Origin of the sequence: Cellvibrio sp. UBA7671, from assembly GCA_002483145.1 — a bacterium.
In the GTDB taxonomy this organism is placed as follows: Bacteria; Pseudomonadota; Gammaproteobacteria; order Pseudomonadales; family Cellvibrionaceae; genus Cellvibrio; species Cellvibrio fibrivorans.
Map to the genome: position 1 here is coordinate 435087 of DLHJ01000019.1, position 26445 is coordinate 461531.

Here is a 26445-nt window from a genome sequence, read left to right on the forward strand (position 1 = left end):
GATTATGTTTATATAGTTTATTTGACTATATGCTTATGGTTTTATTGACAATAAATAGTCTCGACGGTATACATGTATACATCGAGCACCGGGTGGTTTTAACAATAACAGCAAGCCTGTTTGGTTCTCGATATACACCTGTCCGCAACAGACAGGATCAACCTTGCAACAGTCCTCATCCTCTATGGGTGGTATTGGTTGAGAGGCTCAAAAACGAGAGACTAATAATGAAAATCACTGGCAAAAAAATCCTGACTTCACTAATCGGTGCTGCAGCCTTGTGTGTAACTGCAGTAAGTGCGCAAACCTTGAGTTCAAATTCTACCGGTACCAACAACGGTTTTTACTATACCTTTTGGAAAGATTCTGGCAGTGCCTCTATGACCTTACAGGCTGGCGGACGCTACACCTCGCAGTGGACCAGCAACACTAATAACTGGGTCGGTGGTAAAGGGTGGAATCCGGGTACCAGTTCGCGCGTGGTCAGCTACTCCGGTAATTACGGTGTCAGCAACTCACAAAACTCCTATCTGGCATTTTATGGGTGGACCAGAAATCCGCTGATCGAGTATTACATCATTGAAAGCTACGGTTCATACAATCCGGCTTCCTGCTCGGGCGGTACTGACTACGGCAGTTTCACCAGCGATGGTGCTACCTACAATGTGCGGCGCTGTCTGCGCACCCAACAGCCTTCTATTGATGGCACGCAAACCTTCTACCAATACTTCAGCGTGAGAAATCCGAAGAAAGGTTTTGGTAACATCTCCGGCACTATCACCTTTGCTAACCACGCCAACTTCTGGGCGAGCAAGGGTTTGAATCTGGGTAACCACGACTATCAAGTGTTGGCGACCGAAGGTTATCAAAGCACCGGCAGTTCTGATATCACCGTAAGTGCCGGTACCAGCGGTGGCAGCTCCAGCTCGGCACCGTCTGGTAGCAAGACGATTGTTGTGCGCGCCCGCGGTGCGGCCGGTGGTGAAAGCATCAGCTTGAAGGTGAACAACACTGTGGTGCAAACCTGGACCTTGTCTACCACTATGACCAATTACACAGCGACTACCAGCCTGTCGGGCGGTTCGCTGGTGGAATACACCAACGATTCCGGTAGCCGCGATGTGCAAGTGGATTACATCAGTGTGAACGGCAGCGTTCGTCAATCGGAAGCGCAAAGCTACAACACCGGGGTTTACCAAAACGGTGCTTGTGGTGGTGGCAATGGCCTGAGCGAGTGGATGCACTGCAACGGCGCCATCGGTTACGGTAATCTGTAAGCCTTAGTGCGATTGAACTGCAATGTGAAACAAAGGGGCAGATTATCTGCCCCTTTGTTCATCAAATTAATTACTCTAACAATAACAATAAAACCAAACACAACGAGGGATATTGAAGATGAGTATCCAACCTGATTTCAAAAAACATCTGTTATTGCCCGCACTGATCGGGGCCGCTATTACCTACGGTGCTCTCTCCTTACTTGACGATGAATCGCTCCAGCGCGAACAGATTAGCGCCCTTGAAAGCCGGATTCTGGATTTGGAGTTGTTATTGGCGCAAAAAGAAGAAGAGCTGACCGATGCGCGCTTTTTTTCCGCAGGCGTATTTGGTGTAGCTGACGCATCTGCGCTATCCGGATCTGGTGCGACCAACCATCAGAAGCCTGCTGCAGCGGCCAACGTGCTGCCTGACCAGGCCGGCAGCGAGCAGACGAGTGACACGGCAAGCTTGGATAGCCAGCAGCTAATAAAAGATTTGGGCACCCTCTCTGACCGCGACCCGCGCTCGTTTTCCGAAAAAGCCAATGCCCTGCTGGCGGGTAATGCGGGTATAGAAGGCGTCGCTATTGTCAGCAAAAGTGTGTTTGATCTGGCGGAGAATCCTGAAGTTCTGCCTGACTATGAATTGGAATCGCTCTACCAGAGCCAGTCCAACCCGGATCTGCAACGGGTTATCGCCCAGGTGATGTCGACGCGCGGCGATAACCGGTTGCTTGAAAAGCAAATCACCAAAGCACAGGCCAGCTTGAGCAGTGATAACCCGTCCATACGCCAGCAAGCGCTGGTCGAGCTGGGTAAAACACGTTACGCCAGTGCCGCCAGTGCAATCGCACCGCTGCTGCAGGACAGCGACACCAACGTAAAACTGGATGCCTTATTAGCACTGCGCGCAACCGGCAACCAAAGCCATGTCCGGTTGGCTGAAACGCTAGTCAGTCACCCTGATCCGGCGGTGAGTTGGTTGGCAAAAGATGTTGTCAATAGTCTGCAAAACCTGAGTGAGCGGGCGCGCACCCAATTGGCCAGCACAGATATTGTCGCTGAATTACCGGTAATAGCAGCGCCATAGCTCTAGTTTGGCTTCTAATGAAATTAATCGTTTACTAATAAAATGATGGCGCATTTTTCATCTCAATGTAGCTCGGATAACCGTAGTATTGATGCGAAAATGCACTCAATCCAGAAGCAAAAATTGTTAAAAAAGGGAACCTTTTAACATTTATTGTTAATAAGACCATAAGCATATGGTTATTAAGACCATAATATATATGGTTTATTTGACAATAAGACAATATCACAATAAATAGGCACTTATCGCGGTGGCCAAGCCGGTTCATACCTATAAACAGCAACGCAGTATGGCCCCCGATAAACGCCTGTTCGCAATGAACAGGGTAAGTCCCAACAGCCCCTCCTCCTCTACGGTGGTATTGGTTGGGTGGCTATATCCTGGAGTCTAATAATGAAACTAGTTATCAACAGCAAGCATGTAATTTCATCCTTTATCTGCGCAGCAGCGCTTTGTGCAACAACCGTTAGCGCGCAGACCTTAACGTCCAACTCGACCGGTACCAATAACGGCTTTTACTACAGCTTTTGGAAAGATTCAGGCAGCGCATCCATGACCTTGCATTCCGGTGGTCGTTACGCGTCCCAATGGACCAACAACACCAATAACTGGGTGGGCGGCAAAGGCTGGAATCCTGGCAGCAGCTCAAAAGTCGTCAACTATTCGGGTTACTACGGCGTAAGCAACAGCCAAAACTCCTACCTGGCACTTTATGGTTGGACCAGAAGCCCGCTGATTGAATACTACGTAATCGAAAGCTACGGTTCTTACAACCCGGCTTCGTGCTCTGGTGGTACTGACTACGGCAGCTTCACCAGCGATGGTGCTACTTATAATGTGCGTCGTTGCCTGCGCACCCAACAGCCCTCGATTGATGGCACCCAAACGTTTTATCAATACTTCAGCGTGAGAAATCCTAAAAAAGGTTTCGGCAATATTTCCGGCACCATCACCTTTGCTAACCACGTTAACTTCTGGAGAAGCAAAGGCCTGAATTTGGGTAATCACAACTACATGGTATTGGCGACTGAGGGCTATCAAAGTAACGGCAATTCTGACATCACTGTCGGTGAAGGTGCCGGTAATGGTGGTGGGGGCGGCAGCTCAAGTTCAGCATCCGGCGGGAACAAAACTATTGTAGTGCGCGCCAGAGGGACAACCGGCCAGGAACAAATCCGCTTGAAAGTGAACAACACCACTGTGCAAACCTGGACTTTGTCTACCGGTATGAACAACTACACGGCGACGACCAATTTGTCGGGTGGTTCGCTGGTTGAATACTTCAACGATTCCGGCAGTCGCGATGTGCAGGTGGATTACATCAGTGTGAATGGCAGCGTGCGTCAGTCAGAAGCGCAAACTTACAACACCGGTGTTTACCAAAACAACGCCTGTGGCGGTGGCAATGGCGGCAGTGAATGGCTGCATTGCAATGGTGCTATTGGTTACGGCAATCTGTAAGTCTTAAGTTGCACAACCAAGGGGCGGGATTTCCTGCCCCTTTTTTAATCGACATATTTTAAACGATACCGACAAAATAATAACGAGAGATATGAATGAGTAATCCCCGCTACTCCAACAAACATCTGTTACTGGCTGCATTTATCGGCGCGACGGTGAGTTATGGCGTGCTCAATATCTTGTTGGATGGCAGCGCACAGCGCGAAAAAATTATTGCACTTGAACATAAAGTTCACGCACTGGAATCGACACAGAAACCAGTAACTTTACCAGCCGATAAAACCGCGCCCCAGGCGTTGGATATTGAGCAGATTCGCAAAGATTTGAGCACACGTTTTATTGGTGACCCGCGCAGCTTTGGGGAAAAACTGCGCGACTTTGTAGCAGAAAACACCCATCCACAAACCATCGCAATTGCCTGTAAAGTCGTTGCCGATCTGGCTGAGAACCCGGATACCCTGACAAACCAGGAACTGGATTCACTCTATCGCAACCAAACCAATCCAGAATTAAAACGCGTGCTTGCACAGGTACTGTCGCTGCGCGGTGATAACAATTTGATGCACATGTTAGTCGCCGAAGCCCAGCCAGGTTTGCGCAGTACCAACCCCGCGGTGCGCCGCCAGACACTGAACGATCTGGCCAAAACCCACTATGCCGGTGCCGCCGCTGCGATTGTGCCACTGGTACAAGACAGTGATACCAGTGTAATTCTGGATGCGCTGCTCGCCCTGCGCGCTACCGGTAACGAAAGTCATATCCCCTCTGCAGAAAATCTGTTGAGCCATCCGGATCAATCAGTCAGCTGGCTCGCCAATGATGTGATTAACCATTTGCAAAATCTGAGTACCAAGGCGCGCACCAAACTCACCAGCGCTGATGTTGCGGCGGAATTGCCGCCATTGTGAAGCGTGGGTAGGCTGAAGTTGGTTAGTCGTAGGCTGAAGTCGGTTAGTCGTAGGCTGCAGGGTGTGCTCATGGCATGCCCCTACCAAATAGGCTAGAATGCCGCCCACTATTTCCGCCCCCCATTCCGGGGACAAATTCCAACTTCATAAAGTAGTTAAGCGCCTGTGACTGACCTGAGCCATATCCGTAACTTTTCCATTATTGCCCACATTGACCACGGTAAATCCACCATCGCCGACCGCTTCATCCAGATGTGCGGTGGTCTGAGTGACCGTGAAATGGAAGCGCAAGTGCTTGATTCCATGGATTTGGAGCGTGAAAGGGGCATCACCATCAAAGCCCACAGCGTGACGCTTTACTACAATGCGCGCGATGGCAAAACCTACCAGCTTAACTTTATTGATACCCCCGGCCATGTGGACTTCACCTATGAAGTATCCCGCTCGCTGGCTGCCTGTGAAGGTGCGTTGCTGGTTGTCGATGCGGGGCAGGGCGTAGAGGCACAGTCAGTTGCCAACTGCTACACCGCGATTGAGCAGGGCCTGGAGGTAATTCCGGTTTTGAACAAGATGGACCTGCCGCAGGCAGAGCCAGACCGCGTTGCACAGGAAATCGAAGACATTATCGGTATCGACGCCACCGAAGCCGTGCGCTGTTCCGCCAAGTCCGGCTTGGGCATGGAAGATGTATTGGAAGAGCTGGTGCGCCTGGTTCCGCCACCCGTAGGCGATGTTGATGCACCGCTGCAAGCGCTAATTATCGATTCCTGGTTCGACAACTATCTCGGCGTTGTCTCGCTGGTGCGCGTAAAGCAGGGCACACTGCGCTTGAAAGACAAGATCATCACCAAAACCATCGGCAAAGCGCAAATTGTTGACGGTGTGGGTGTATTTAGCCCCAAGCCCACCCAGTTAAAAGAACTCAAGGCCGGTGAAGTAGGCTTTGTGGTCGCTGGTATCAAAGACATTCATGGCGCACCTGTAGGCGATACCATCACTCATGCGCAAACTCCTGACGTTGAAGCGCTGGAAGGTTTCCAGAAGATCAAGCCGCAGGTTTACGCCGGTATGTTCCCCATCAGCTCCGACGACTTCGAGGACTTCCGCGAAGCCTTGGCCAAGCTGACATTGAACGATGCTTCCTTGTTCTACGAACCCGAAAGTTCAGATGCGCTGGGTTTCGGCTTCCGCGTCGGTTTCCTTGGCATGCTGCACATGGAGATCATCCAGGAGCGTTTGGAGCGTGAATACGATCTCGACCTGATCACTACGGCTCCAACAGTAGTGTTTGAGGTAGTCAAGCGCGGCGGTGAAGTTATCTATGTTGATAACCCGTCCAAATTACCTGACCCTGGCTCGATCGAGGAAATGCGCGAGCCGATCGTTGAGGCCAATATCCTTGTGCCGCAAGAACACTTGGGTAACGTCATTACCCTGTGTATCGAAAAGCGCGGCGTGCAAAAAGATTTGCAGTTCACCGGTTCGCAAGTGCGTGTGCGCTATGAGTTGCCGATGAATGAAGTGGTTACTGATTTCTTTGACCGGTTAAAGTCAGTTAGCCGCGGTTATGCATCGCTGGATTACAGTTTTACCCGCTTCCAAGCTGCAAGTCTGGTTCGTTTGGATGTGTTGATCAACAGTGAAAAAGTGGATGCCTTGGCGATTATTGTGCATCGCGATAAAGCGCACGGTATGGGTCGCTCGCTCACTGAAAAAATGAAAGAGCTGATTCCTCGGCAGATGTATGACGTTGCAATCCAGGCCGCTATTGGTGGACAAATCGTTGCGCGTTCAACTGTAAAAGCATTGCGTAAAGATGTAACAGCCAAATGTTACGGTGGCGATGCAACCCGTAAGAAAAAGCTGTTGGAAAAACAAAAAGCTGGTAAGAAACGCATGAAGCAAGTGGGCAGTGTTGAAATTCCACAAGCTGCGTTCTTTGCCGTACTGAAAATCGATAGCTAGTTAACATAGATAATAGTAATCGCAGACAAATAACCCACTAAGGAAACTTGATGAGCAGTATTAACCTTCCTCTGATTCTCACGCTCGCGGTATTGATTACTGGTTTGGTGTGGTTGTTTGATGCATTGGTATTGTCGCGTCCGCGCAAAGTCAAAGTGGTTGCCGTGGAAAAACAGTTTGCTGGTATGGCATTGGATACTGAGCAGCAAAAAGAGGCATTTGAAGAAGCCAAGGCGGTGGCTGGCAAAGAGCCGATTTTGGTGGAATATTCCAAATCTTTTTTCCCGGTATTATTTATCGTTTTCTTTTTGCGCTCATTCCTCGTCGAGCCTTTTCAAATTCCCTCGGGCTCGATGATTCCTACATTGGAGGTCGGTGATTTTATTTTGGTGAATAAATTTGCCTACGGTGTACGTGCGCCTGTACTCAATACCGAAATTATCCCGATTGGCAAACCCGAGCGTGGTGATGTGATGGTATTTTTCCCACCGCATCAACCTGAGACTTATTACATCAAGCGGGTTATTGGTTTACCGGGTGATCATATTTCTTATAACAATCACGTGTTGACTATTAATGGCAAGGTGATCGAAGAGAAGTTGGTCGCCGAGTTGCCAGCCGGTGCACCAGTATTACGTATGGTTACCGAGAATATTGACGGTAAAGAGTTCACCGCCTATAAACACATACAACCTAGCCGTTTAAGTGTGCGCGGCTCATGGGTAGTGCCACAAGGCCATTACTTTATGATGGGCGACAATCGCGACAATAGTCTCGATAGCCGTGAGTGGTTGTATGTATCTGAAGATGCGATTGTCGGCAAGGCGTTTGCTGTCTGGATGCACTGGGAGAAGTTCCTGAGCATTCCGTCTTTTGATCATGTCGGCGTTATTAAATAAGTGCCTGTGTTAAGTTGAATGCTGGTCATTCCTCTCAATCGGAGTCAATTACAATGAACGTGCGCAACCGTAAATCGATCAAACATCAGCGTGGCTTGGGGATGTTGCAGTGGGCCTTGGTGATTGCCATCGCAGGTTTCTTTTTGTTATTTGCCTTCAAAGTCATTCCGCTCTACGCCGAGAACCGCTATGTTGAATCAGCTTTACGCTCTCTGGAAACCGGTGGCGAAAAGCTGGAGCAGATGACAGACGCTGAAATCAAAAGTAAGTTAAACAAGTTTTACACGATTAATAATGTTCGAAGCATTGGTCCTGTTGAAAATATTAAAATTGAGCGTGAAAGCGAAAAAGCCGTGGTGACTGTGGATTATGAAACCCGCGTACCGCTTTTCTGGAACATTGATTTGGTGGTGAGCTTCCAGAATCATCTCGACAGCTCTCGCCCCGGTCAATGCTGCAAACCTCCTGCTACCCCAAAGACCAAGTAATTTGTGTTAACACTTAAATACCAGCGCCTTGAGCTACGTCTTGGCTATCACTTTGAGGATCAGCGCCAATTACAGCTGGCGCTAACACACCGCAGCCATGGTGCAACCAACAATGAACGCCTTGAGTTCTTGGGTGATTCGATTTTAAATTTTATTGTTGGCGAGGCTCTGTTCAAACGTTTCCCTGAAGCGCGTGAAGGTCAGTTGAGCCGCCTGCGCTCGCAGATGGTAAAAGGCGATACCCTTGCAGAACTCGCACGCGAATTTGAATTGGGTGAGTGCCTGGTGCTGGGCGAAGGAGAGATGAAATCTGGCGGCCACGCGCGCGATTCGATTTTAGCGGACAGCGTTGAGGCGATTATCGGGGCAATATATCTCGCCAGCGGCCTGGATATCTGCCGCGAGCGTGTGCTCACTTGGTTCGCGCCACGCCTTGATACCTTAAGTATTGATACCAGTGCCAAAGATTCCAAATCGCGCTTGCAAGAATATATGCAAGCCCAGCGCCAGCCATTGCCGGAGTATGTTGTGGTAGCGGTGGGGGGCGAAGGGCATGCGCAAATGTTTACTATAGAATGCCGTGTTGCATTAACCAAACAGCCTACCAGTGCGACGGCCTCAAGCCGCCGTGAAGCGGAAAAACAAGCCGCGGTATTGATGCTGGCGCAGTTAAAAATCGATTGAATTTTGTAAGCTCGCTTATTAATAGATCGCCCCGAATTTCCATTCTCTCTTCCAGTATTATTTATGACTTTTGAATCAGATACATATCAGCCTGAAACCATCGGCAGTCGCTGCGGTTATGTTGCCATCGTTGGTCGCCCTAATGTGGGCAAGTCCACGCTGCTCAATCATATCCTTGGGCAAAAAATCAGTATCACCTCGCGCAAGCCACAAACAACACGCAATGCTGTTGTGGGTATTAAAACGGAAGGCGATGTGCAGATTATTTTTGTGGATACCCCCGGTATGCACCTCGGCCAACAAAAGGCCATCAATCGTTATATGAATAAAGCTGCCACCAGTGCGATGAAAGATGTGGATGTGGTGGTTTTTGTAATCGACCGTTTTATTTGGACTGAAGAAGATGAAGCAGTTGCGGAAAAATTGCAGCATGTAAAATGTCCGATTATTTTGGCAGTAAATAAAGTCGATCAAATTGAAGACAAAGAAACCTTGCTGCCCCATTTGCAAAGCTTGTCGGAAAAATTAAACGTAGCCGAAATTGTTCCTATGTCGGCGCTGCGCAATACTAATCTGAATCGGTTGGAACAGTTGGTTACCGAGCGTTTACCGGAAGGTATACATATGTATCCGGAAGATCAAATCACTGACCGCAGTTCGCGTTTTATGGCTGCCGAAATTGTGCGTGAAAAGATTACCCGTCAATTGGGCGATGAATTGCCCTACGAGATGGCAGTAGAGATTGAAGAGTTTAAGCAGGAAGGTAAATTGCTTAATATTTCTGCACTGATTTTAGTTGAGCGCGATGGCCAGAAAAAAATCCTGATCGGTGATAAAGGCAGCCGTATTAAATTGATTGGTACTGAAGCGCGCACAGATATGGAAAAACTGTTTGAGATGAAGATCATGCTCAAGCTTTGGGTTAAAGTAAAATCCGGTTGGTCTGATGACGAGCGCGCCTTGCGCAGCCTCGGCTACAACGAGTTTTAATTCACCGCTATGCGTGTTGATCTTCAGCCCGCTTATATCCTGCACACACGTCCATATCGCGATACCAGTTTATTGATTGATTTTCTCACGCCCGACTTCGGGCGTGTCACAGCAGTTGCGCGCGGTGTGCGCAAAAACAAAACCCCCAAGCGTCAATTATTAAATCCGTTTAGCCGTTTGCTGGTTTGTTGGCAGGGAAAAACTGATATGAAACTCTTAACCAGTTTTGAATCCGACAACCATTTTCTCTCGCTTACCGCCAATCATTTATATTCCGGTTTTTATCTCAATGAATTGCTGGTGCGGCTCTTGCCTGAAATGGATGGGCACAACGGTTTGTATTTTGCTTACGAACAAAGCCTGAATGCACTGCAAAACAAAGCCGATATTGAACCTTTGCTACGCGAATTTGAATTTCGGTTATTAACTGAGTTGGGCTACGGACTGGATTTTACTGCAGATGCGCGCAATGACTGTGCAATAGAAGCGCAGGGATTTTACGAGTGCCATGTGCAGGAGGGTTTTTTTAGTGCAGAGTCAGATGTTCCCGAGCAGCTCTTGCTGAAAGGTGAATGGTTGTTGTCGATAGCAGCAGGAGATTATTCAGACCCTGCAACGCGCCTCGCAGCCAAGTATCTCTCCCGCCGGTTATTGAAACCGTTGCTTGGTAGTCGCCCGCTTAATAGTCGACAGTTGTTTGTATCTGTCAAACAAGACTGAGTTCTCGCGTTATTTATTTCTCTGTTATTTTTTAGGCGTCCGCTTTTTCCAAACCAAATAATGGGTCCAGTTCTTTATCGCGCCCCCAATTAATTAAATCGTCGAGCGCATGATTGAGCGCGGGGATTGCATCGCGCGCTTGTTCGTATTGTTCACTTTGGAAAAGTTTATCGAGCAACCCGCTGATATGTTTCAGGCGCGGTACACCGCAATAACAACTGCTACCGTACAGACGGTGAATCAGCTCGCCCAATTCCTCATACGCTCTATTCTCCAGTGCAGCATTGATTTGTTGTTTTTCGGTTTCCAAGCCACTGAGTAACATGCTAAGCATGTCGCGGGCGAGTGCCGGTTTGTTGTTAGCCAGTTTCAGGCAGAGTTGGATATCTACTGAGCCAGTGAGGTCTTGTGTTGGGATTGGTTCGCGCACATTCAGATTGTGGTTTTTTTCTTCGATTTGGATCACAACTTCTTTTTTACCTGACAAACTCGCCCAGCGATTAATGATATGTGCCAGCTGCGCCTCATTAACCGGTTTGCTGATGCAGTCGTCCATGCCAGCAATTAATAATTCGGCTTTTTGTTCGGTGATGGTATGTGCTGTGAGCGCAATAATTGGCGTGCGGCGTTTGCCTTGTTCCAAAGCACGGATATGCCGTGTTGCCTCCATACCATCCATCCCCGGCATTTGGATGTCCATAAAAATCACATCAAATTCATTATCGTTACAGGCTTCAATTGCCTGCTTGCCATTGCTGGCTTGCACGACTTGGGTATTTAAACCGCGCAATAATTCGGAGGCGAGCTGCAAGTTGGCAAGATTGTCATCTACCAATAAAACCGCAACACTCGGTCGCAACGCTTCCTCTTCATCTTGCTCGCGCATATCTTTGATATGCAAATCCAATTGGCGACCGAGCGTTTGCAGGAGTGAATCGTAAGCAATAGGTTTATTGATAAATAATACTTGCGATTTATCTGAGTGCGCGCGGAATAAACGCTGGTGTGCGGGGGTGCAGCAGGCGATCAGCGTGCAATTAAATTCCACATTTAATTGCTCGGCCAGATTGTTCAATAAAACGGGCGGAATTTTTCGCTCGTTGGGGGCAATATCCAAAATCAATAAATCAAAATTATTATTGCTGTTGCGCGCATTGCGCAAAATAGGGAAACAATCATGTATTGCCGGAATGCTTTGTGTGTTGCCGTTCCACTCGCGCAGTAAACAGTCAATTTGTTTTAGCGACGCAGCATTTTCACCGCAGAGTAAAATACGGTAGTCACTCAGATTGGCCAATTGGCTGACGGAAGGTTGGCGTTTGTCGATACCCAAGCGCGCGGTGAACCAAAAGGTAGAGCCTTGCTCCGGCTCACTCACCACACCGATTTCCCCGTGCATGCGCTCCACCAACCCTTTGCAAATTGCCAAGCCGAGACCAGTGCCTTCATGTTCGCGGGTGTTGGAGGAATCAGCTTGATTAAAAGGGCTAAAGAGTTGGTCTTGCTCTTCGCGGGTTAGGCCTATGCCTTCATCGCTTACGCATACCTTCAGTGTGATTTGCGTTTCCTGTTGTTGCAGTATGCTGACATCAATCAGGATGTTGCCGGTGCTGCTGTATTTAATGGCGTTGCTCACCAAGTTGGATAGCACTTGCTTGAAGCGCAGCGCATCACCCAATAAATTTTTGGGAATGCAGGGCTCGACATAATTAATTAATTCCAGATTTTTTTCATGAGCATCGGGTGCCAATATATGCAGCACTTCATCGATGCAATTGCGAATAGGGACGGGTGCGTAATCCAGCGTGAGCTTACCCGATTCAATTTTAGAAAAATCAAGAATGCCGTTGATTACCGTGAGCAGGTTTTGCGCTGAATCGCGAATCGTTTCCAAATATTCGCGCTGCTGTTCATTGAGTTCCGTTTTGAGTGCAAGATTAATAAAGCCGAGAATACCATTTAGCGGCGTGCGAATTTCATGGCTGGTGTTGGCGAGAAATTCGGATTTCACCCGGCTGGCTTCCAGTGCCTCTTTTCTCGCCAGATCAAGCTCTACGTTTTGTATTTCAATGGTTTCCAATGTCTCGCGCAAATCTTCAATCGCGTGGTCAATGTGCGATTGCATATCGGCCTGCGCAGCTTCCATATAATCGGCCATGGTGTTGATCGACTCAGCCAAACCTAAAAATTCGCTGGAGTTTTGCTGCTCCACCCGCTCATTCAGCCGACCGCGCGCCAGTGCATGGACAATATTTTTAATATGGTCGAGAGGATCGGTAATGCGGTAATAAAGTGAAATAGCAAAATAGGCCCCCATAATCAAACACAACAGCGTGAGTGCGATGGTCAACACTATGGCTTCATAGCGCACCACGGCGTATGGTGCAGCCATTAATTCAAGTTCGACCCAACCGATAGGATTTTTATTTTCGAGGTTAACCAGCGGATGCGAAAAGCGTAAGGTGCGATCAGTGCGCCGCTCCAACGGCTGCTGCATGTTGGGTTCGCCCGCATCCTCGGTTTGCATAAATTGCGGGCCGCTGTGAAAGCTTTGGTCGGTATCGGTGTAATGCGCATGTACAGCGCGAATGTAAGGTTCTTCGATGGAGGCATCGAGAATGTATTGCACCAATTCGCGATTATTTTCCAGCATAGGTTTATGCAGTAAGTGTGCTGTTTTTTGTGCAAGTACACTGCCGCGTAAATCTATAAATTTATTGATTTGTGAAATACATAAATAGGTAAGACTGGCAGCAATAAGAATAATAATGCTGATCGAGGGAATAAAAATCAGGCGCCAGACATCGGATTTAATGCTGCTGCGTTTATTATTCATAGAGTTTTGCCTTATTTTTTACTATGCCGGCGAGTGTTGGGCCTAAATGAGTTTCACCACAGGGTGTTCGCAGGGTGGGTGATCACAGGTAGAATAGCCGTCCCACGCGCGCCAGCGCAACCGGCTATTTACCTGAATCATCAGCTTTGAGGTCAGTATGGATTTTCCCACCATAGAGGCATTTGTTGGCAATACACCACTGGTGCGTTTGCAGCGCTTGCCGGGTGTATCGAGCAATACAATATTGGTAAAGCTGGAGGGCAATAATCCCGCAGGTTCAGTGAAAGACCGTCCCGCATTATCCATGATCAGCCGTGCTGAGTTACGCGGCGATATTAAACCCGGGGATACGCTAATCGAAGCCACCAGCGGCAACACTGGCATTGCACTGGCGATGGTCGCGGCGATCAAGGGCTACCGGATGATTTTGATCATGCCTGATAACTCCACTGCCGAGCGCAAAGCGTCAATGGCAGCTTATGGGGCGGAGCTGATTTTGGTGAGCAAAGAGGCGGGCATGGAAGGCGCGCGCGATCTCGCACTCAAAATGCAAGCCGAAGGTAAGGGTAAGGTATTGGATCAGTTCGGCAACCCCGATAATCCACTCGCTCACTACACTACCACCGGCCCGGAGCTCTGGCAGCAAACTGGTGGCACTATCACCCATTTCGTCAGTTCCATGGGTACCACGGGTACGATCATGGGTACATCGCTTTATCTAAAAGAAAAAAATCCGGCAATTCAGATTATTGGTTTGCAACCAGCTGAGGGTGCGCAAATTCCCGGTATTCGCCGTTGGCCGGAAGCCTATTTGCCCAAGATATACGAGCGCGATCGCGTCGATGGAATTGTCAGTATGCCCCAGCCGCTGGCCGAGCAAACGATGCGCGACCTCGCACGCAAAGAGGGGATTTTTTGTGGTGTGTCATCTGGAGGTGCAGTAGCGGCAGCGCTGGAATTAAGTCGGCAAGTAGAAAATGCCGTGATAGTGGCGATTATTTGCGATCGTGGTGACCGCTATTTATCGTCTGGCTTGTTTAATTAAGGATTGCAGACCGGAGCACAATCCGTGATCAATTCAAGGCGTTCGTGGATTTATTAAAAATAACTAATGTGGATGGTTTTTTATGACGGCAATAATTCGGTTTACGTTTATTTTTTTTGCAGTGTTACTGCAGGCTTGTGGTGGTGGCAGCTCGGGTTCAAGAGATCCGGTTGCTATTAGTTCGTCACCGGCGAGTTCAGCTGCAGCGACTATTTCATCGACCGCAAATTTTTCATCCTTCAGCTCTAGTTCCAGTGTTGTATCGAGCATGCCAGCAGATTTTCCAGTTGGTGTTGTTGACGCATTACCTGTGTTAAAAATTACCACTGCTGGCAGTGCACCTATCTTGTCCAAAGAAACCTATGTCAACGGCAATTTTGAATTGACCGGTGTAGGTATGGCGCCAGTAGACGGTGCGTTGGAAATTCGTGGTCGCGGCAATTCGACTTGGAGTTGGGTCAAAAAACCCTATCGGCTTAAACTGGCTAATTCCACTGAAATGTTGGGTATGCCAGCAAGTAAACATTGGGTATTGCTGGCGAACTATGCGGACAAAACATTAATGCGCAACGATATCGCATTTATGTTAAGTCGCCACTTGGGAATGGAATATACCGTTAGAAACCAGTATGTAGAAGTGACACTTAACGGCGCCTATCAGGGTGTGTATCAATTAGTCGAACATATTCGCGTTGGTAAAGACAGGGTAAATATTCCTGAGTTAAAAGTCGCTGATACCGATGCTGAAAAAATTACCGGTGGTTATTTGATGGAAGTGGATTTCCGTATGCACAAGGATTATTGCCAAACTGCGTTCTGGGAAAGTTTTTGTGTAAATGGCGTCAACATGGATCGCGAAGCGGCTTTTTGTGTGGACTCAACCCATGGCATGAACCCGTTCTGTATCGATACTCCCGAAACATTGTTAGAGGCAAATTGGTCGGCTCAGCGCGAATACATCAACAAATACATCACAGATACTGAAGCAGCATTGTTTGGCAATAACTTTACCGATCCGCAACTGGGTTACGCCGCCTATATCGATGTGGATTCAGCGGTGAATTATTTTTTAATTAACGAACTGTTTAAAAATCCCGATGGCGCGGTCGCGAGTTTTTATTTGTATAAAAAACGCAATGGCAAATTATTTTTCGGACCAATTTGGGATTTTGATTTGGCATTTGGCAACGCGGGTTACGATGATGTTGATAAAACCTATGGCTGGCATATTCGTCCCGCACCCTGGTTTGACCGTTTATTTCAAGATCCTGCTTTTAAAGCCAAAGTAAAAGCGCGGTGGAATAGTGCAAAAGCGGACGGAAAACTGGATTACGTTTTCCAATATGCTGAAGCGCGTGCGGCCTGGCTGGATAAGCAACAAAAGGAAAATTATCTGCTCTGGTCAGTCACGGATTTTGCTGATTGGATTATACATGGCAGCCATGGTGGCACTGGTAGCTATGAAGCGGAAGTAAAAGAAATGATCCGCTGGCAGCGCGAGCGCTACAAATGGATAGATACTGAGCTCAATAAATAAACCTGATGATGGCGCATGATTCACACAACTACTGCGCCGTTACTTTTTGTAATCCCGGGAATTTTTAATGTCCAATCGCAGTGGTAAAAATGGCGGCTCATCAAAAAATGGTACGCCGAAAAAAGGCGGCAGCCTGTTGGGCAAAAAACCGCGCCCTAAAAAAGCCGATGGCAGCGTGTATGTGCGCGATGATGCACCGCGCCGCAATCAGGCGCGTGTTGAAGAAAAGCAACTGCCGCAAACCAATAAGCGCCTCGGTGAATTTACCATTGATCGTTTAAGTCACGACGGCCGCGGTGTTGCTAGTCTCGACGGCAAAACTGTTTTTATCGATGGTGCTCTGGTTGGTGAAAAAGTTACTGCGCGGCTGGTGGAAGATCATGCGCGTTTTATCGATGCACGTATCGACCAGTTAATTGATAGCTCCCAGGAACGTGTTGTGCCGCCCTGCGAACATTTCGCCAGCTGCGGCGGTTGTCAGTTGCAGTATATGCAGCCAAGTGCGCAAGTGGAGTTGAAACAAAAAGCAGTGTTGGAGCAATTGCAGCGCTGGGGCGGGGTAGTTCCTAAACAGATATTGCCGGCAATCAGTGCAGGCGACCGCGCTTATCGCAGCCGCGCGCGCCTGGGTGTTTGGTATGAAGCCGACGGCAGCGTGACGCTCGGCTTTCGCCAGCGCTACAGCAATGACATTACTCCCATCAAACAGTGTGTGGTGTTGGTACCTGAATTAAATGTGCTGCTCGCACCTTTGCACCGCTGGTTGACGGAACTGCATGCAGTTAAAGCGGTGACCCATATTGAATTGGTCAAAGGGCAAAACACGACGGCGATTATTTTGCGTCACACGAAAAAGTTGGCGGAGGCAGATTTACTGGCACTCGCTGAATTGGCAGAAGCGACACAATGCAAGGTGTGGCTGGAGCCCAATGGTAATCTCGGCTTGACGGATCTTACTGGCGAGCCCTGCGATCCACGTTTGGGGTATTCCGTTGAAGGGGTGGAGCTTGGGTTTCACCCGCAGGATTTCACTCAGGTAAATCCACAAGTGAACCGGCAGATGATCGCGCAAGCCCTGGACTTGCTGGCATTAAAGCCCACTGACCGGGTGCTGGATTTATTCTGCGGCATCGGCAACTTCACCCTGCCTATCGCGCAGCAGTGTGCTGAAGTGGTTGGCATTGAAGCTGTTGAGTCGATGGTCTTGCGAGGGCGTGAAAATGCCGAACGGTTAAATATCACTAACGCCAAATTTATTGCCGCCAACCTGGCGGATATGACCCATACTCAATTGCGACGTTTGGGGGGCGCTAATAAGGAACAGGGAATCGACGCGATTTTGCTTGATCCGCCCCGCGATGGTGCAAAAGATATTATTGCCAGCATTCTGCGCTGGGATGCGGAAAAGCAACTTTCTCCCAACCGGATTGTCTACGTCAGTTGCAACCCTGCAACTTTGGCGCGTGATTCCGCATTGTTGGCAGAGGCTGGCTACCAGTTGGATAAGCTTGGTGTGCTGGATATGTTCCCCCACACCAGCCACATTGAATCTATGGCGCTATTTTTGCGTTAGCAAATGCTTTCTTAAAGAGCTGCGTAAGTAAGACCCAATTTATTGAAGTAAACGCGTATGGTTAAAGTCAGAGCAGATCATCCCATAGCCGCGGATGGTCAGGTCGATATAGATGCCTGGATCGATCGCCTCAATCAGGGTTACATCCAATCGGACGCGAGCCGTGCCGAGTTGCGTCGCGCGGCTGAGTTAAGTTTATCTCTGGTCGATATCCATGCCGATGATGACCACAACTGGGGAGAGGATTTCTCCTGCTTCCGTATTGGCCTGGAGATGGCCGAGATACTTGCGGACTTACAGCTCGATCAGGATGCGTTGGTTGCCGCCATTCTCTACCGCGCTGTGCGCGAGCACAAAATCAGCCTTATTGATGTCCAAGCCCGCTTTGGCGATACCGTCGGCAAACTGGTGAAAGGTGTGCTGCGGATGGCGGCCATCAGCTACCAGCGCAACGAAGAGGAGCGAGTACTGGGTTCACAGGCGACCGAGCAGGCGGAAAAAATCCGCAAGATGTTGGTTTCCATGGTGGACGATGTTCGCGTCGCCCTGATCAAACTGGCTGAGCGCACCTGCGCCATCCGCTCGGTGAAAAACGCTGAACCAGACCGCCGCCGCCAGGTATCGCGCGAAGTGGCTGATATCTACGCGCCGCTTGCCCATCGTCTCGGTATCGGTCATATCAAGTGGGAGCTGGAAGATTTGTCCTTCCGCTACCTGCAGCCCGATGATTACAAACGCATCGCCAAACTGCTCGATGAGCGCCGCTTGGCGCGGCAGGAATACATTGACAATCTGCTTAACCTGATCCGCACTGAACTGAAAAAAGCGGGTATCGAAGGTTCTGTCGGCGGCCGCGCCAAACATATCTACAGTATTTGGCGCAAAATGCAGCGCAAAGGCATTCCCTTTTCGCAGGTGTACGATATCCGCGCCGTGCGCATCCTTGTGCCCAGTGTGCGCGATTGTTACGCGGTGCTGGGGATAGTCCATAGCCTCTGGCGCAATATTCCCCACGAGTTCGATGACTACATTGCTTCGCCCAAGGAGAATGGCTATCGCTCATTACACACTGCCGTTTGGGGACCGGAAAACAAGGTGTTGGAAATCCAGATTCGCACCCAGGAAATGCACGAAGAATCCGAGCTGGGTGTCTGCGCCCACTGGCGCTACAAAGGTACCGATACCAAAGCGGTACAGGATGGCTACGAGCAGAAAATCGCCTGGTTGCGTCAAGTCCTCGAATGGCATGAAGAACTGGGTGGTGATTCCGAGCATCTGCAAGATGATTTGCGTTCGGTCAATCAGGACCGCATTTACGTGTTTACCCCCGAAGGCCACGTTGTGGATTTGCCGCGTACTGCCACGCCACTCGATTTCGCTTACAAAATTCACACCGATGTCGGCCATCGCTGCCGCGGTGCCAAGGTCAACAACCGCATAGTGCCGCTCAACTACCAACTGACTAATGCGGATCAGGTCGAAATTCTCACCGGTAAAATGGAATCGCCTAGTCGTGATTGGCTCAATGCGGCGCTCGGTTATGTGAACACGCCGCGTGCGCGCGCCAAAATCCAACATTGGTATAAACAACAGGCACGCGATAAAAATATCGCCGAAGGGCAGGCGCTGCTCGATCGCGAATTCAAACGTCTCGCACTTCTGGATCTCGACTTTGAAGAGCTTGCGAAAAAATTGCGCTTCAACAATCTCGATGATCTATATGCCGCCGTAGGCGCAAGTGATATTGGTGTCGGCCAGGTTTTAAATGCTGCGCAGAAACAATTGGATGATGCTGATCCGCAACAGCCGTTAATCCCGTTTAAAACAAAATCACCCCGGCAGAAAAAAGATTCGGATTTTTATATCGAAGGTGTGGGTAACTTACTCACCCAAATCGCCAATTGCTGCAACCCGGTACCGGGCGATGCGATCACAGGCTACATCACCTTGGGTAAAGGCGTATCCATTCATCGGCAGGATTGCTCTAATATTTTGCAGCTGCAAACCGATGAACCCCAGCGCATTATTAAAGTGGAGTGGGGCGATACACCGCAGAGTTTTTACTCGGTGGATGTGGTTATTGAAGCTTATGACCGCTACGGTTTGTTGAAAGACATTACCACGCTGCTGGATACCGAACGCATCAATATTGTTGCTATGCAAACCCTGTCAGATAAGCGTAAAAACACAGTGGATATGCAAGTGACGGTAGAAATTCGCAGCTTCGATGAATTGAGCCGCATACTTACCAAACTCAACCAGTTACCTAATATCGCGTCGGCACGCCGTAAACACTAGGATTTGATTTGTGACTCAATACTCTATCGACGATTTGCTTTATTTGATGGCACGCTTGCGCGATCCGGAATCCGGTTGCCCATGGGATCTCACACAGGATTACGCCAGCATCGCGCCATCAACGTTGGAAGAAGCCTATGAGGTCGTCGATGCAATTGAGAAGCAGGATTTTGTCCATCTCAAAGAGGAGCTGGGCGATTTATTATTCCAAGTGATTTTTTATAGCCAGCTCGGAATGGAAGAAGACCGGTTTGAATTTGCGGGTGTGGTTTCTGATCTGGTTGCCAAACTAATACGTCGCCACCCACATGTATTTCCTGACGGTACTTTGCATAGCCGGGTAGAAAATCGCCACACATTACCGACGGATGTCAAAGCGCGTTGGGAAGCCATCAAACAACAAGAGCGCGCCGAAAAAGGTGCAAATGGAATTCTCGCGGATGTCCCACTAAATTTGCCGGCGTTAAGTCGGGCCGCAAAGTTGCAAAAACGTGCCGCCAGTGTGGGTTTTGATTGGGATGATGTGTACGGCCCCATTGCCAAAGTGCGAGAAGAATTAATGGAAGTAGAAGCTGAGTTGGATTCGGGCGATATGGCTGCGCTTGAAGAAGAGTTGGGCGATTTATTATTTGCTGTAGTAAATATTGCGCGCTACCAGAAAATCGACCCGGAGCAGGCTTTGCGTCGCGCCAATCAAAAATTTGAGCAGCGCTTTCATTTTATCGAGACCCACAGCCCAACCCCCTTGGCCGAGACCTCTATCCATGACATGAATCGTCTCTGGGACGAGGCCAAAAAACACTGAGTGTGATAGCGCTTTAGTGTCCTTCCTTTCTTTAGAACAAAATGACATCGCCGCTTGGCAAATCGTCGGTGTGGCGCCTAAGTCATCTCAAGAGGTATAAGATGTTCAGGTTTTCATAGCTTTTTGTTACATGTGACCGGTTTCAAAAGCAGCTATGATTCATTGGTAGCAAGCAATAAAAGCCCCCCTGTTGAAACAATAAAAACACGAATAGTGAGGTTCCTTTGGATCGGCGCGAAGTAAAGCCGGGCTATGTGGATAAGAAGCTGAGCACCATTAAAATCCACATCTCAGAGCTAAAAATTGGCATGTTTGTCTCTAAACTGGATCGCGACTGGCAGGAAACCCCGTTTTTGATGCAGGGTTTTATGATTGAAAGTCTCGATGATATAGACACAGTGGCTGAGTTTTCGCAGCATGTGTGGATAGATGCAGTGCGCGAGCAATGGATACCTCCAGAAGAGCGCGGAGTTGCTGGTCCCGCCATTGCTAAATCGACGTCTTATATCAACAAAGTTGCGGCCCAGAAAGAACACGAGGCGGCCTTAGGCATTTTTCGCGAAGCCAAGAAGCTGACCAAAACGCTGCTTGAGGATGTTCGGTTGGGAGGTGTGGTTAATACCGAGCAGGCAAAAGCAACTGTTAAAGATTGCGTCGGCAGTATTTTGCGCAATGCCGATGCTCTCATCTGGATGTCGCGCATGCGCAATGAAGATGAGTACACCGCTGAGCATTGTTTGAATGTGTGCATTTTGGCAATCGCCTTTGGTCGCCATCTTGGCATGAGTGAGGCCGAGCTGGAAAAGTTAGGTTTGTGTGGTTTATTGCATGATGTAGGCAAAATGCGCGTGCCTCCGCAAATTCTCAATAAGCATGAAGAACTCACCGACAAAGAATTCAATATCATCAAAGCGCATACAGTACACGGGCGCAATTTGCTGATGTCATCACTTGGTGTACCCAATTCCACTGTTGATGTTGCCTACAGTCACCATGAACGGGTTGATGGCACAGGTTATCCACGCAAATTAAAAGCGGCGGGTATTTCCGATTTCGCGCGAATTGTTTGTATTGTCGATGCCTACGACGCAATGACCGGTGACCGTTGTTATTCCCGCGCCATTCCCAGCACTGATGCACTCAAACGTATATTCCAGGATCGTGGCACCCATTTTGATGAGCGGCTCGCGTTGGAATTTATCAAGTGTGTCGGTTTGTATCCGCCTGGCAGTATTGTTGAGCTGGTCAATGGTTTGGTGGGTATCGTGCTTGAGTCCAATCATCGCTATCGTCATTTGCCAAAAATTATTACTGTGAAAGATTTAAATAAACCGCTCGAAAAAGAACAGGTTATTAATTTAAATGAGATTGAACAGAAAACTCTGGATAAAGGCTTTTTGATAAAGCGGGCACTTTGTGATGGTAGCTACGGAATCCGTATTCGCGACTATCGCGAGAAGGGGTTGGCCTTTACCTTTGCATAACGCCTTTGCATCGATGTTAATCAATAAGGCGCTTCTATGAGCGCCTTATTTTTTGCCTGAAACATCCGTTAATCTTTATCAACAATACGCCTGGGTTTTGGTTTTTGAATCACCAGGGTTTTGGTTGCAGGTTTTGTTGTCTGCACCGGTTTATTTGCGCGTGGTGAAGGCCGTTTATTTTGCGGCGTACTTTTGGTTTTATTGGATGGTTTTTTATTTGTATCAGCGCCATGTGGATGTAGCGAGTTTGCTCCTGCCATTTTTGTTGCGGGTTTGTGTTTGGCATTATGGTTTCTGGTGCGCGCGCTATTTGCACCAGCTGTTACAGCTGATTTCGGTGGTTGTACCGTTTCGGTTTTGTATTTTCCTTGTTCTATTCCTTCCAATGTCCAATTACCAATTTTTACACGTACCAAACGTAAAGTGGGGTGACCTACTGCGGCTGTCATACGGCGTACCTGACGATTGCGTCCTTCAGTAATGACTAATTCCAACCATTGAGTGGGAATATTCGTGCGTTCGCGAATGGGCGGCACTCGCTCCCAGAGTTTGGGGGTAGGGATCAATCGCACCTCGGCCGGTTGCGTCATACCATCATTGAGTTCAACACCCTGACGCAACTTGGTCAGGGCATAGCTATTGGGAGCGCCCTCTACTTGCACCCAATAGGTTTTGGGTTGTTTGTGTGCAGGGTGGCTGATGTGGTGCTGCAAATCGCCATCATCGGTTAGCAATAACAAACCTTCGGAGTCGTGATCCAACCGACCGGCAGGGTAGACGTGGGGGATCTTGATGTAATCCTTGAGTGTTGGGCGACCTTCACCATCGGTAAATTGTGAGAGCACGCCAAAGGGTTTATTGAACAGAATCAGGGAAGCCATAATACTCACACAACCAAAAGATAAGTCCGTAAAAGTGGATTTTAACTGAGATTGGCTCTGTCGCCATAGCAACATAATCCATGCATAAAGGACTGTAGAGGTGTAGAATCGCCCGCGCTCTGGCAAGGGGCAGTTCCCTGTGGCGGGGCTCTTTTTCTAAATTTTCATATCGTTAATGGTAAAGCTCACAAGGCCGAGCCGCATGAATTGATGGAGCCATCTTTAAATGACAGATTCAAAAATTATCTACACCCAAACCGACGAAGCGCCAGCCCTGGCAACTTACTCCTTACTCCCCATTGTTCAGTCCTTTACCAAATCTTCCGGCATCGCTATCGAAACCCGCGACATTTCGCTTTCCGGCCGTATTATCGCCGCTTTCCCCGATGTCCTGACCAAAGAACAATTTATCGGTGATCACCTTGCCGAACTGGGTAAACTGGCAACGACGCCAGAAGCCAATATCATCAAGCTACCTAACATCAGCGCCTCTGTTCCGCAATTAAAAGCGGCGATCAAAGAGTTGCAATCACAAGGTTACAAGCTTCCTGACTACCCTGAAAACCCGACTAACGATGCCGAAAAAGACGCTAAAGCGCGCTATGACAAAATCAAAGGTTCTGCAGTAAACCCGGTTCTGCGTGAAGGTAACTCGGATCGTCGTGCACCTCTGTCAGTCAAAAATTACGCGCGTAAGAATCCTCACAAAATGGGTGCTTGGGCGGCGGATTCCAAATCGCATGTTGCGCACATGTCCGCTGGCGATTTTTACGGCAGCGAAAAATCAGCGTTGATCGCCGATGCGGGCAATTTGAAAATCGAATTTGTTGGTAAAGACGGCAGCGCCAAAGTATTGAAAGAATCGGTAAAAGTTCTGGCTGGTGAAATTATCGACGCCTCAGTGCTGAGCAAAAACGCGCTGCGTGCGTTTATCGCCGAGCAAATTGAAGATGCGAAAAACAAAGGCGTGTTGCTGTCTGTGCATCTCAAAGCGACCATGATGAAAGTATCTGACCCGATTATTTTCGGTCACTTTGTGTCGGTGTTTTACGCTCCGGTATTGGAAAAGCATGCAGCTGTATTGAGCGAGTTGGCGGTTGATCTGAACAATGGTCTCGGCGATCTTTACGCCAAAATCAAATCCTTGCCTGCTGAAAAACAAGCGGAAATCGAAGGCGATATCAAAGCGCTTTACGCAACCCGTCCTGAATTGGCGATGGTGAATTCCGACAAAGGCATCACCAACTTGCACGTGCCAAGCGATGTGATCGTTGATGCATCCATGCCAGCGATGATTCGCGACTCAGGCAAAATGTGGAATACCGCTGGCAAGTTGCAAGATACCAAAGCGTGTATCCCGGACCGTTGCTACGCTGGTATTTATCAAGTTGTTATCGACGATTGCAAAAAGCACGGCGCTTTCAACCCAACCACCATGGGCAGCGTGCCTAACGTGGGCTTGATGGCACAAGCGGCAGAAGAATACGGTTCACATGACAAGACTTTCCAAATCGCGGCTGACGGTGTTGTACGTGTAGTGGACGCAGCTGGCAAAGTGTTGATCGAACAAACTGTTGAGCAAGGCGATATTTTCCGCGCTTGCCAAGTAAAAGATGCACCGATTCAGGATTGGGTAAAGCTGGCGGTTAATCGCGCCCGCGCCTCCAATACTCCTGCAGTATTTTGGTTGGATCCAAAACGCGCTCACGATGCCCAATTGATCACCAAGGTGAATACCTACCTGAAAGATCACGATACATCAGGCCTTGAGATTTACATCAAAACTCCGGAAGAGGCGATTCAATACTCGCTCGACCGTATCCGTGCCGGTAAAGACACTATTTCGGTGACCGGTAACGTACTGCGCGATTACCTCACCGATTTGTTCCCGATCATGGAGTTGGGTACTTCAGCCAAAATGCTGTCGATTGTTCCATTAATGAACGGTGGCGGTTTGTTTGAAACCGGTGCGGGCGGTTCTGCGCCCAAGCATGTCCAACAATTCGTTGAAGAAGGCCATCTGCGTTGGGACTCACTGGGTGAATTCCTGGCGTTGGCTGAATCTCTAGATCACTTTGGCAATGTTACTCACAACGCCAAAGCCAAAGTATTCGCCAAAACCCTGGACCAAGCCAACGGCAAGTTCCTCGACGAAAACAAGTCACCAGGCCGTGCGGCGGGTGAATTGGACAACCGTGGCAGCCATTTCTATTTGGCGCTCTACTGGGCTCAAGCGCTGGCGGCTCAAACGGAAGATGCTGCTTTGCAGGCTCAGTTCGCTCCAGTTGCCAAAACCTTAACCGAAAACGAAGCCAAAATCGTTGACGAGCTAAAAGCGGCATCAGGTAAGCCGGTTGATTTGGGTGGTTACTACCGTCCAGATTTCGCCAAGGCATCTGCTGCTTTGCGCCCAAGCGCAACCTTTAATGCAGTTTTGGCAAGCTTGAGCTAAGCTCTCCGAACATCTGTAAGCGGTAGAAGCACAAGAAGCCCCCTGTAGTAATACAGGGGGCTTTTTTCATGAGGGGAGTTAGCTCCGTCCGAACTTTAGGCGGGAACCGCGCTCGTTCGGCTAATATGTTGCAAAGCTGTATCGTTGGCCGGGGCGGTGATATTGACTGCGTGCAGCCCTTTGTCGCCTTTGGTGACCTCAAATGTCACCTGTTGGCCAGCTTTGAGGGTCTTGTAACCCTCCATAGTGATGGCGGAATAGTGCGCAAATAGGTCTTCACCGCCTTCATCCGCCAGGATAAAGCCGTAGCCTTTTGCATTATTGAACCATTTAACGGTGCCAGTTGGCATGATTGGAGTCCTTCTGCCCAAGTGATGCCCTTGAAAAACATCACTGTCGTTATTATTGTCCCAAGTACAGCTATTGCTCGGGGTTTGGACGAGATGTCTGCTTTTGTGTTGCTGAAAGTGTACCGCTGAAAGTCTTTAAGTGAGTTCTGGTGCTTTTATTTGAACTATATGCCGCATTTGTGTGCAAATGCGCTCTTTTTTTATCCAACAATTGACCCAAAGTCAAGCATTTATCCGTATTAGGTCTCATTAGGGCTTGTTATGCCGATGAGTTACAATACCGCCGAACAACTAATCATTTTTACTTTGTATTGAATCTCTATGGGCAATCTCCAAAACCTTCAACTAACCTTAGGTAAAGACGACGACAATTCTGCCGATGAATCTGATGGCGGTCTTGCGGTCTTAACCTCCAAGCCGAAGCTGAAACGGCCACCTATGTATAAGGTGATGCTACTAAATGACGATTACACACCGATGGATTTTGTGGTGGAAATACTGGAAGTGTTTTTTTCCATGTCGCGCGAAAAAGCCACCCACGTAATGTTAACGGTACATGTTCACGGCAAAGCGGTTTGTGGTATCTATACTCGTGATATAGCTGAAACTAAAGCGGCGCAAGTGAATCAATATGCAAGAGAGAATCAACATCCTCTGCTGTGTGAAATAGAAGCGGTTGAAGATGGTGAGTAATAGTAAGTGGTAGTGTGAGTGGTTTTT

Annotated in this window: 21 protein-coding genes; 18 read left to right on the forward strand and 3 right to left on the reverse strand. The window is 48.7% G+C overall.

The window, feature by feature from the left end; translation table 11 throughout:
- Positions 1-227 precede the first annotated feature (227 nt).
- The 10 genes from B4E62_RS20920 to recO all read left to right on the forward strand — a co-directional run bounded on the left by B4E62_RS20920 (position 228) and on the right by recO (position 10464).
- Positions 228-1277: a glycoside hydrolase family 11 protein gene (locus B4E62_RS20920; RefSeq protein ID WP_310073418.1), complete on the forward strand. Its 1050-nt coding sequence runs from the start codon at positions 228-230 to the stop codon at positions 1275-1277.
- 118 nt (positions 1278-1395) lie between these two features.
- On the forward strand, positions 1396-2349 hold the full coding sequence (locus B4E62_RS20925) for a HEAT repeat domain-containing protein (RefSeq protein ID WP_310073420.1): 954 nt from the start codon (positions 1396-1398) through the stop codon (positions 2347-2349).
- A 393-nt stretch (positions 2350-2742) separates the two neighbouring features.
- Positions 2743-3810: a glycoside hydrolase family 11 protein gene (locus tag B4E62_RS20930; protein ID WP_331353419.1), complete on the forward strand. Its 1068-nt coding sequence runs from the start codon at positions 2743-2745 to the stop codon at positions 3808-3810.
- Positions 3811-3905: 95 nt separating this feature from the next.
- Entirely contained in the window at positions 3906-4718 is an 813-nt protein-coding gene (locus tag B4E62_RS20935; RefSeq protein ID WP_331353420.1) for a HEAT repeat domain-containing protein, read from the forward strand.
- Between the two features lie 174 nt (positions 4719-4892).
- Positions 4893-6683: a translation elongation factor 4 gene (gene lepA, locus B4E62_RS20940; RefSeq protein WP_414633278.1), complete on the forward strand. Its 1791-nt coding sequence runs from the start codon at positions 4893-4895 to the stop codon at positions 6681-6683.
- 50 nt (positions 6684-6733) lie between these two features.
- On the forward strand, positions 6734-7582 hold the full coding sequence (gene lepB / locus B4E62_RS20945) for a signal peptidase I (RefSeq protein ID WP_331353421.1): 849 nt from the start codon (positions 6734-6736) through the stop codon (positions 7580-7582).
- Between the two features lie 53 nt (positions 7583-7635).
- Positions 7636-8070 (forward strand): DUF4845 domain-containing protein, encoded by a 435-nt coding sequence (locus B4E62_RS20950; protein ID WP_331353422.1) that lies wholly within the window; start codon positions 7636-7638, stop codon positions 8068-8070.
- Between the two features lie 3 nt (positions 8071-8073).
- Positions 8074-8754, forward strand: a complete 681-nt coding sequence (rnc, locus tag B4E62_RS20955; RefSeq protein ID WP_331353423.1) for a ribonuclease III — start codon at positions 8074-8076, stop codon at positions 8752-8754.
- Positions 8755-8817: 63 nt separating this feature from the next.
- Entirely contained in the window at positions 8818-9744 is a 927-nt protein-coding gene (gene era, locus B4E62_RS20960) for a GTPase Era (protein WP_331353424.1), read from the forward strand.
- Positions 9745-9753: 9 nt separating this feature from the next.
- Positions 9754-10464 (forward strand): DNA repair protein RecO, encoded by a 711-nt coding sequence (gene recO / locus B4E62_RS20965; RefSeq protein WP_331353425.1) that lies wholly within the window; start codon positions 9754-9756, stop codon positions 10462-10464.
- Positions 10465-10495: 31 nt separating this feature from the next.
- Here the strand turns inward: recO and B4E62_RS20970 are convergent, their stop codons facing one another.
- Positions 10496-13300, reverse strand: a complete 2805-nt coding sequence (locus tag B4E62_RS20970; protein WP_331353426.1) for a response regulator — start codon at positions 13298-13300, stop codon at positions 10496-10498.
- 157 nt (positions 13301-13457) lie between these two features.
- Between B4E62_RS20970 and cysM the strand changes: the two genes are divergently transcribed.
- From cysM to B4E62_RS21000, 6 genes are all read left to right on the forward strand, one after another.
- The gene (gene cysM / locus B4E62_RS20975) at positions 13458-14345 is read left to right on the forward strand and encodes a cysteine synthase CysM (protein WP_310073437.1); all 888 of its coding nucleotides are present in this window, start codon (positions 13458-13460) and stop codon (positions 14343-14345) included.
- A gap of 82 nt (positions 14346-14427) precedes the next feature.
- Entirely contained in the window at positions 14428-15882 is a 1455-nt protein-coding gene (locus B4E62_RS20980) for a CotH kinase family protein (RefSeq protein ID WP_331353427.1), read from the forward strand.
- Between the two features lie 67 nt (positions 15883-15949).
- Entirely contained in the window at positions 15950-17455 is a 1506-nt protein-coding gene (rlmD, locus tag B4E62_RS20985) for a 23S rRNA (uracil(1939)-C(5))-methyltransferase RlmD (RefSeq protein WP_331353428.1), read from the forward strand.
- A gap of 57 nt (positions 17456-17512) precedes the next feature.
- Positions 17513-19753, forward strand: coding sequence for a GTP diphosphokinase (relA, locus tag B4E62_RS20990; RefSeq protein ID WP_310073444.1), 2241 nt, complete (start codon positions 17513-17515; stop codon positions 19751-19753).
- Between the two features lie 10 nt (positions 19754-19763).
- Entirely contained in the window at positions 19764-20558 is a 795-nt protein-coding gene (gene mazG / locus B4E62_RS20995) for a nucleoside triphosphate pyrophosphohydrolase (protein ID WP_310073446.1), read from the forward strand.
- Positions 20559-20782: 224 nt separating this feature from the next.
- Positions 20783-22042: an HD-GYP domain-containing protein gene (locus tag B4E62_RS21000; RefSeq protein ID WP_331353429.1), complete on the forward strand. Its 1260-nt coding sequence runs from the start codon at positions 20783-20785 to the stop codon at positions 22040-22042.
- A gap of 68 nt (positions 22043-22110) precedes the next feature.
- Here B4E62_RS21000 and B4E62_RS21005 read toward each other — a convergent pair whose 3' ends face one another.
- Positions 22111-22923, reverse strand: a complete 813-nt coding sequence (locus tag B4E62_RS21005; protein ID WP_414633276.1) for a pseudouridine synthase — start codon at positions 22921-22923, stop codon at positions 22111-22113.
- A gap of 226 nt (positions 22924-23149) precedes the next feature.
- Here B4E62_RS21005 and B4E62_RS21010 point away from each other — a divergent pair, with 226 nt between their 5' ends.
- On the forward strand, positions 23150-25375 hold the full coding sequence (locus B4E62_RS21010) for an NADP-dependent isocitrate dehydrogenase (protein WP_331353430.1): 2226 nt from the start codon (positions 23150-23152) through the stop codon (positions 25373-25375).
- Between the two features lie 95 nt (positions 25376-25470).
- On the opposite strand, the gene cspD is transcribed toward B4E62_RS21010, so the two are convergent.
- Positions 25471-25725, reverse strand: coding sequence for a cold shock domain-containing protein CspD (gene cspD, locus B4E62_RS21015; RefSeq protein ID WP_331353431.1), 255 nt, complete (start codon positions 25723-25725; stop codon positions 25471-25473).
- A gap of 321 nt (positions 25726-26046) precedes the next feature.
- On the opposite strand from cspD, the gene clpS reads away from it, so the two are divergent.
- The gene (gene clpS, locus B4E62_RS21020; RefSeq protein ID WP_310073450.1) at positions 26047-26418 is read left to right on the forward strand and encodes an ATP-dependent Clp protease adapter ClpS; all 372 of its coding nucleotides are present in this window, start codon (positions 26047-26049) and stop codon (positions 26416-26418) included.
- The last annotated feature ends 27 nt before the right edge of the window (positions 26419-26445 follow it).

Bases quoted from the DNA above. Each gene is read 5' to 3' on its own strand.
- B4E62_RS21010 (WP_331353430.1), top strand. From the start codon at position 23,150: ATGACAGATTCAAAAATTATCTACACCCAAACCGACGAAGCGCCAGCC.
- recO (WP_331353425.1), top strand. From the start codon at position 9,754: ATGCGTGTTGATCTTCAGCCCGCTTATATCCTGCACACACGTCCATAT.
- B4E62_RS20950 (WP_331353422.1), top strand. From the start codon at position 7,636: ATGAACGTGCGCAACCGTAAATCGATCAAACATCAGCGTGGCTTGGGG.
- relA (WP_310073444.1), top strand. From the start codon at position 17,513: ATGGTTAAAGTCAGAGCAGATCATCCCATAGCCGCGGATGGTCAGGTC.
- cysM (WP_310073437.1), top strand. From the start codon at position 13,458: ATGGATTTTCCCACCATAGAGGCATTTGTTGGCAATACACCACTGGTG.
- lepB (WP_331353421.1), top strand. From the start codon at position 6,734: ATGAGCAGTATTAACCTTCCTCTGATTCTCACGCTCGCGGTATTGATT.
- B4E62_RS20935 (WP_331353420.1), top strand. From the start codon at position 3,906: ATGAGTAATCCCCGCTACTCCAACAAACATCTGTTACTGGCTGCATTT.
- B4E62_RS20980 (WP_331353427.1), top strand. From the start codon at position 14,428: ATGACGGCAATAATTCGGTTTACGTTTATTTTTTTTGCAGTGTTACTG.
- B4E62_RS20925 (WP_310073420.1), top strand. From the start codon at position 1,396: ATGAGTATCCAACCTGATTTCAAAAAACATCTGTTATTGCCCGCACTG.
- B4E62_RS20920 (WP_310073418.1), top strand. From the start codon at position 228: ATGAAAATCACTGGCAAAAAAATCCTGACTTCACTAATCGGTGCTGCA.
- era (WP_331353424.1), top strand. From the start codon at position 8,818: ATGACTTTTGAATCAGATACATATCAGCCTGAAACCATCGGCAGTCGC.
- B4E62_RS20970 (WP_331353426.1), bottom strand. From the start codon at position 13,300: ATGAATAATAAACGCAGCAGCATTAAATCCGATGTCTGGCGCCTGATT.
- rlmD (WP_331353428.1), top strand. From the start codon at position 15,950: ATGTCCAATCGCAGTGGTAAAAATGGCGGCTCATCAAAAAATGGTACG.
- cspD (WP_331353431.1), bottom strand. From the start codon at position 25,725: ATGCCAACTGGCACCGTTAAATGGTTCAATAATGCAAAAGGCTACGGC.
- B4E62_RS20930 (WP_331353419.1), top strand. From the start codon at position 2,743: ATGAAACTAGTTATCAACAGCAAGCATGTAATTTCATCCTTTATCTGC.
- clpS (WP_310073450.1), top strand. From the start codon at position 26,047: ATGGGCAATCTCCAAAACCTTCAACTAACCTTAGGTAAAGACGACGAC.
- B4E62_RS21005 (WP_414633276.1), bottom strand. From the start codon at position 22,923: ATGGCTTCCCTGATTCTGTTCAATAAACCCTTTGGCGTGCTCTCACAA.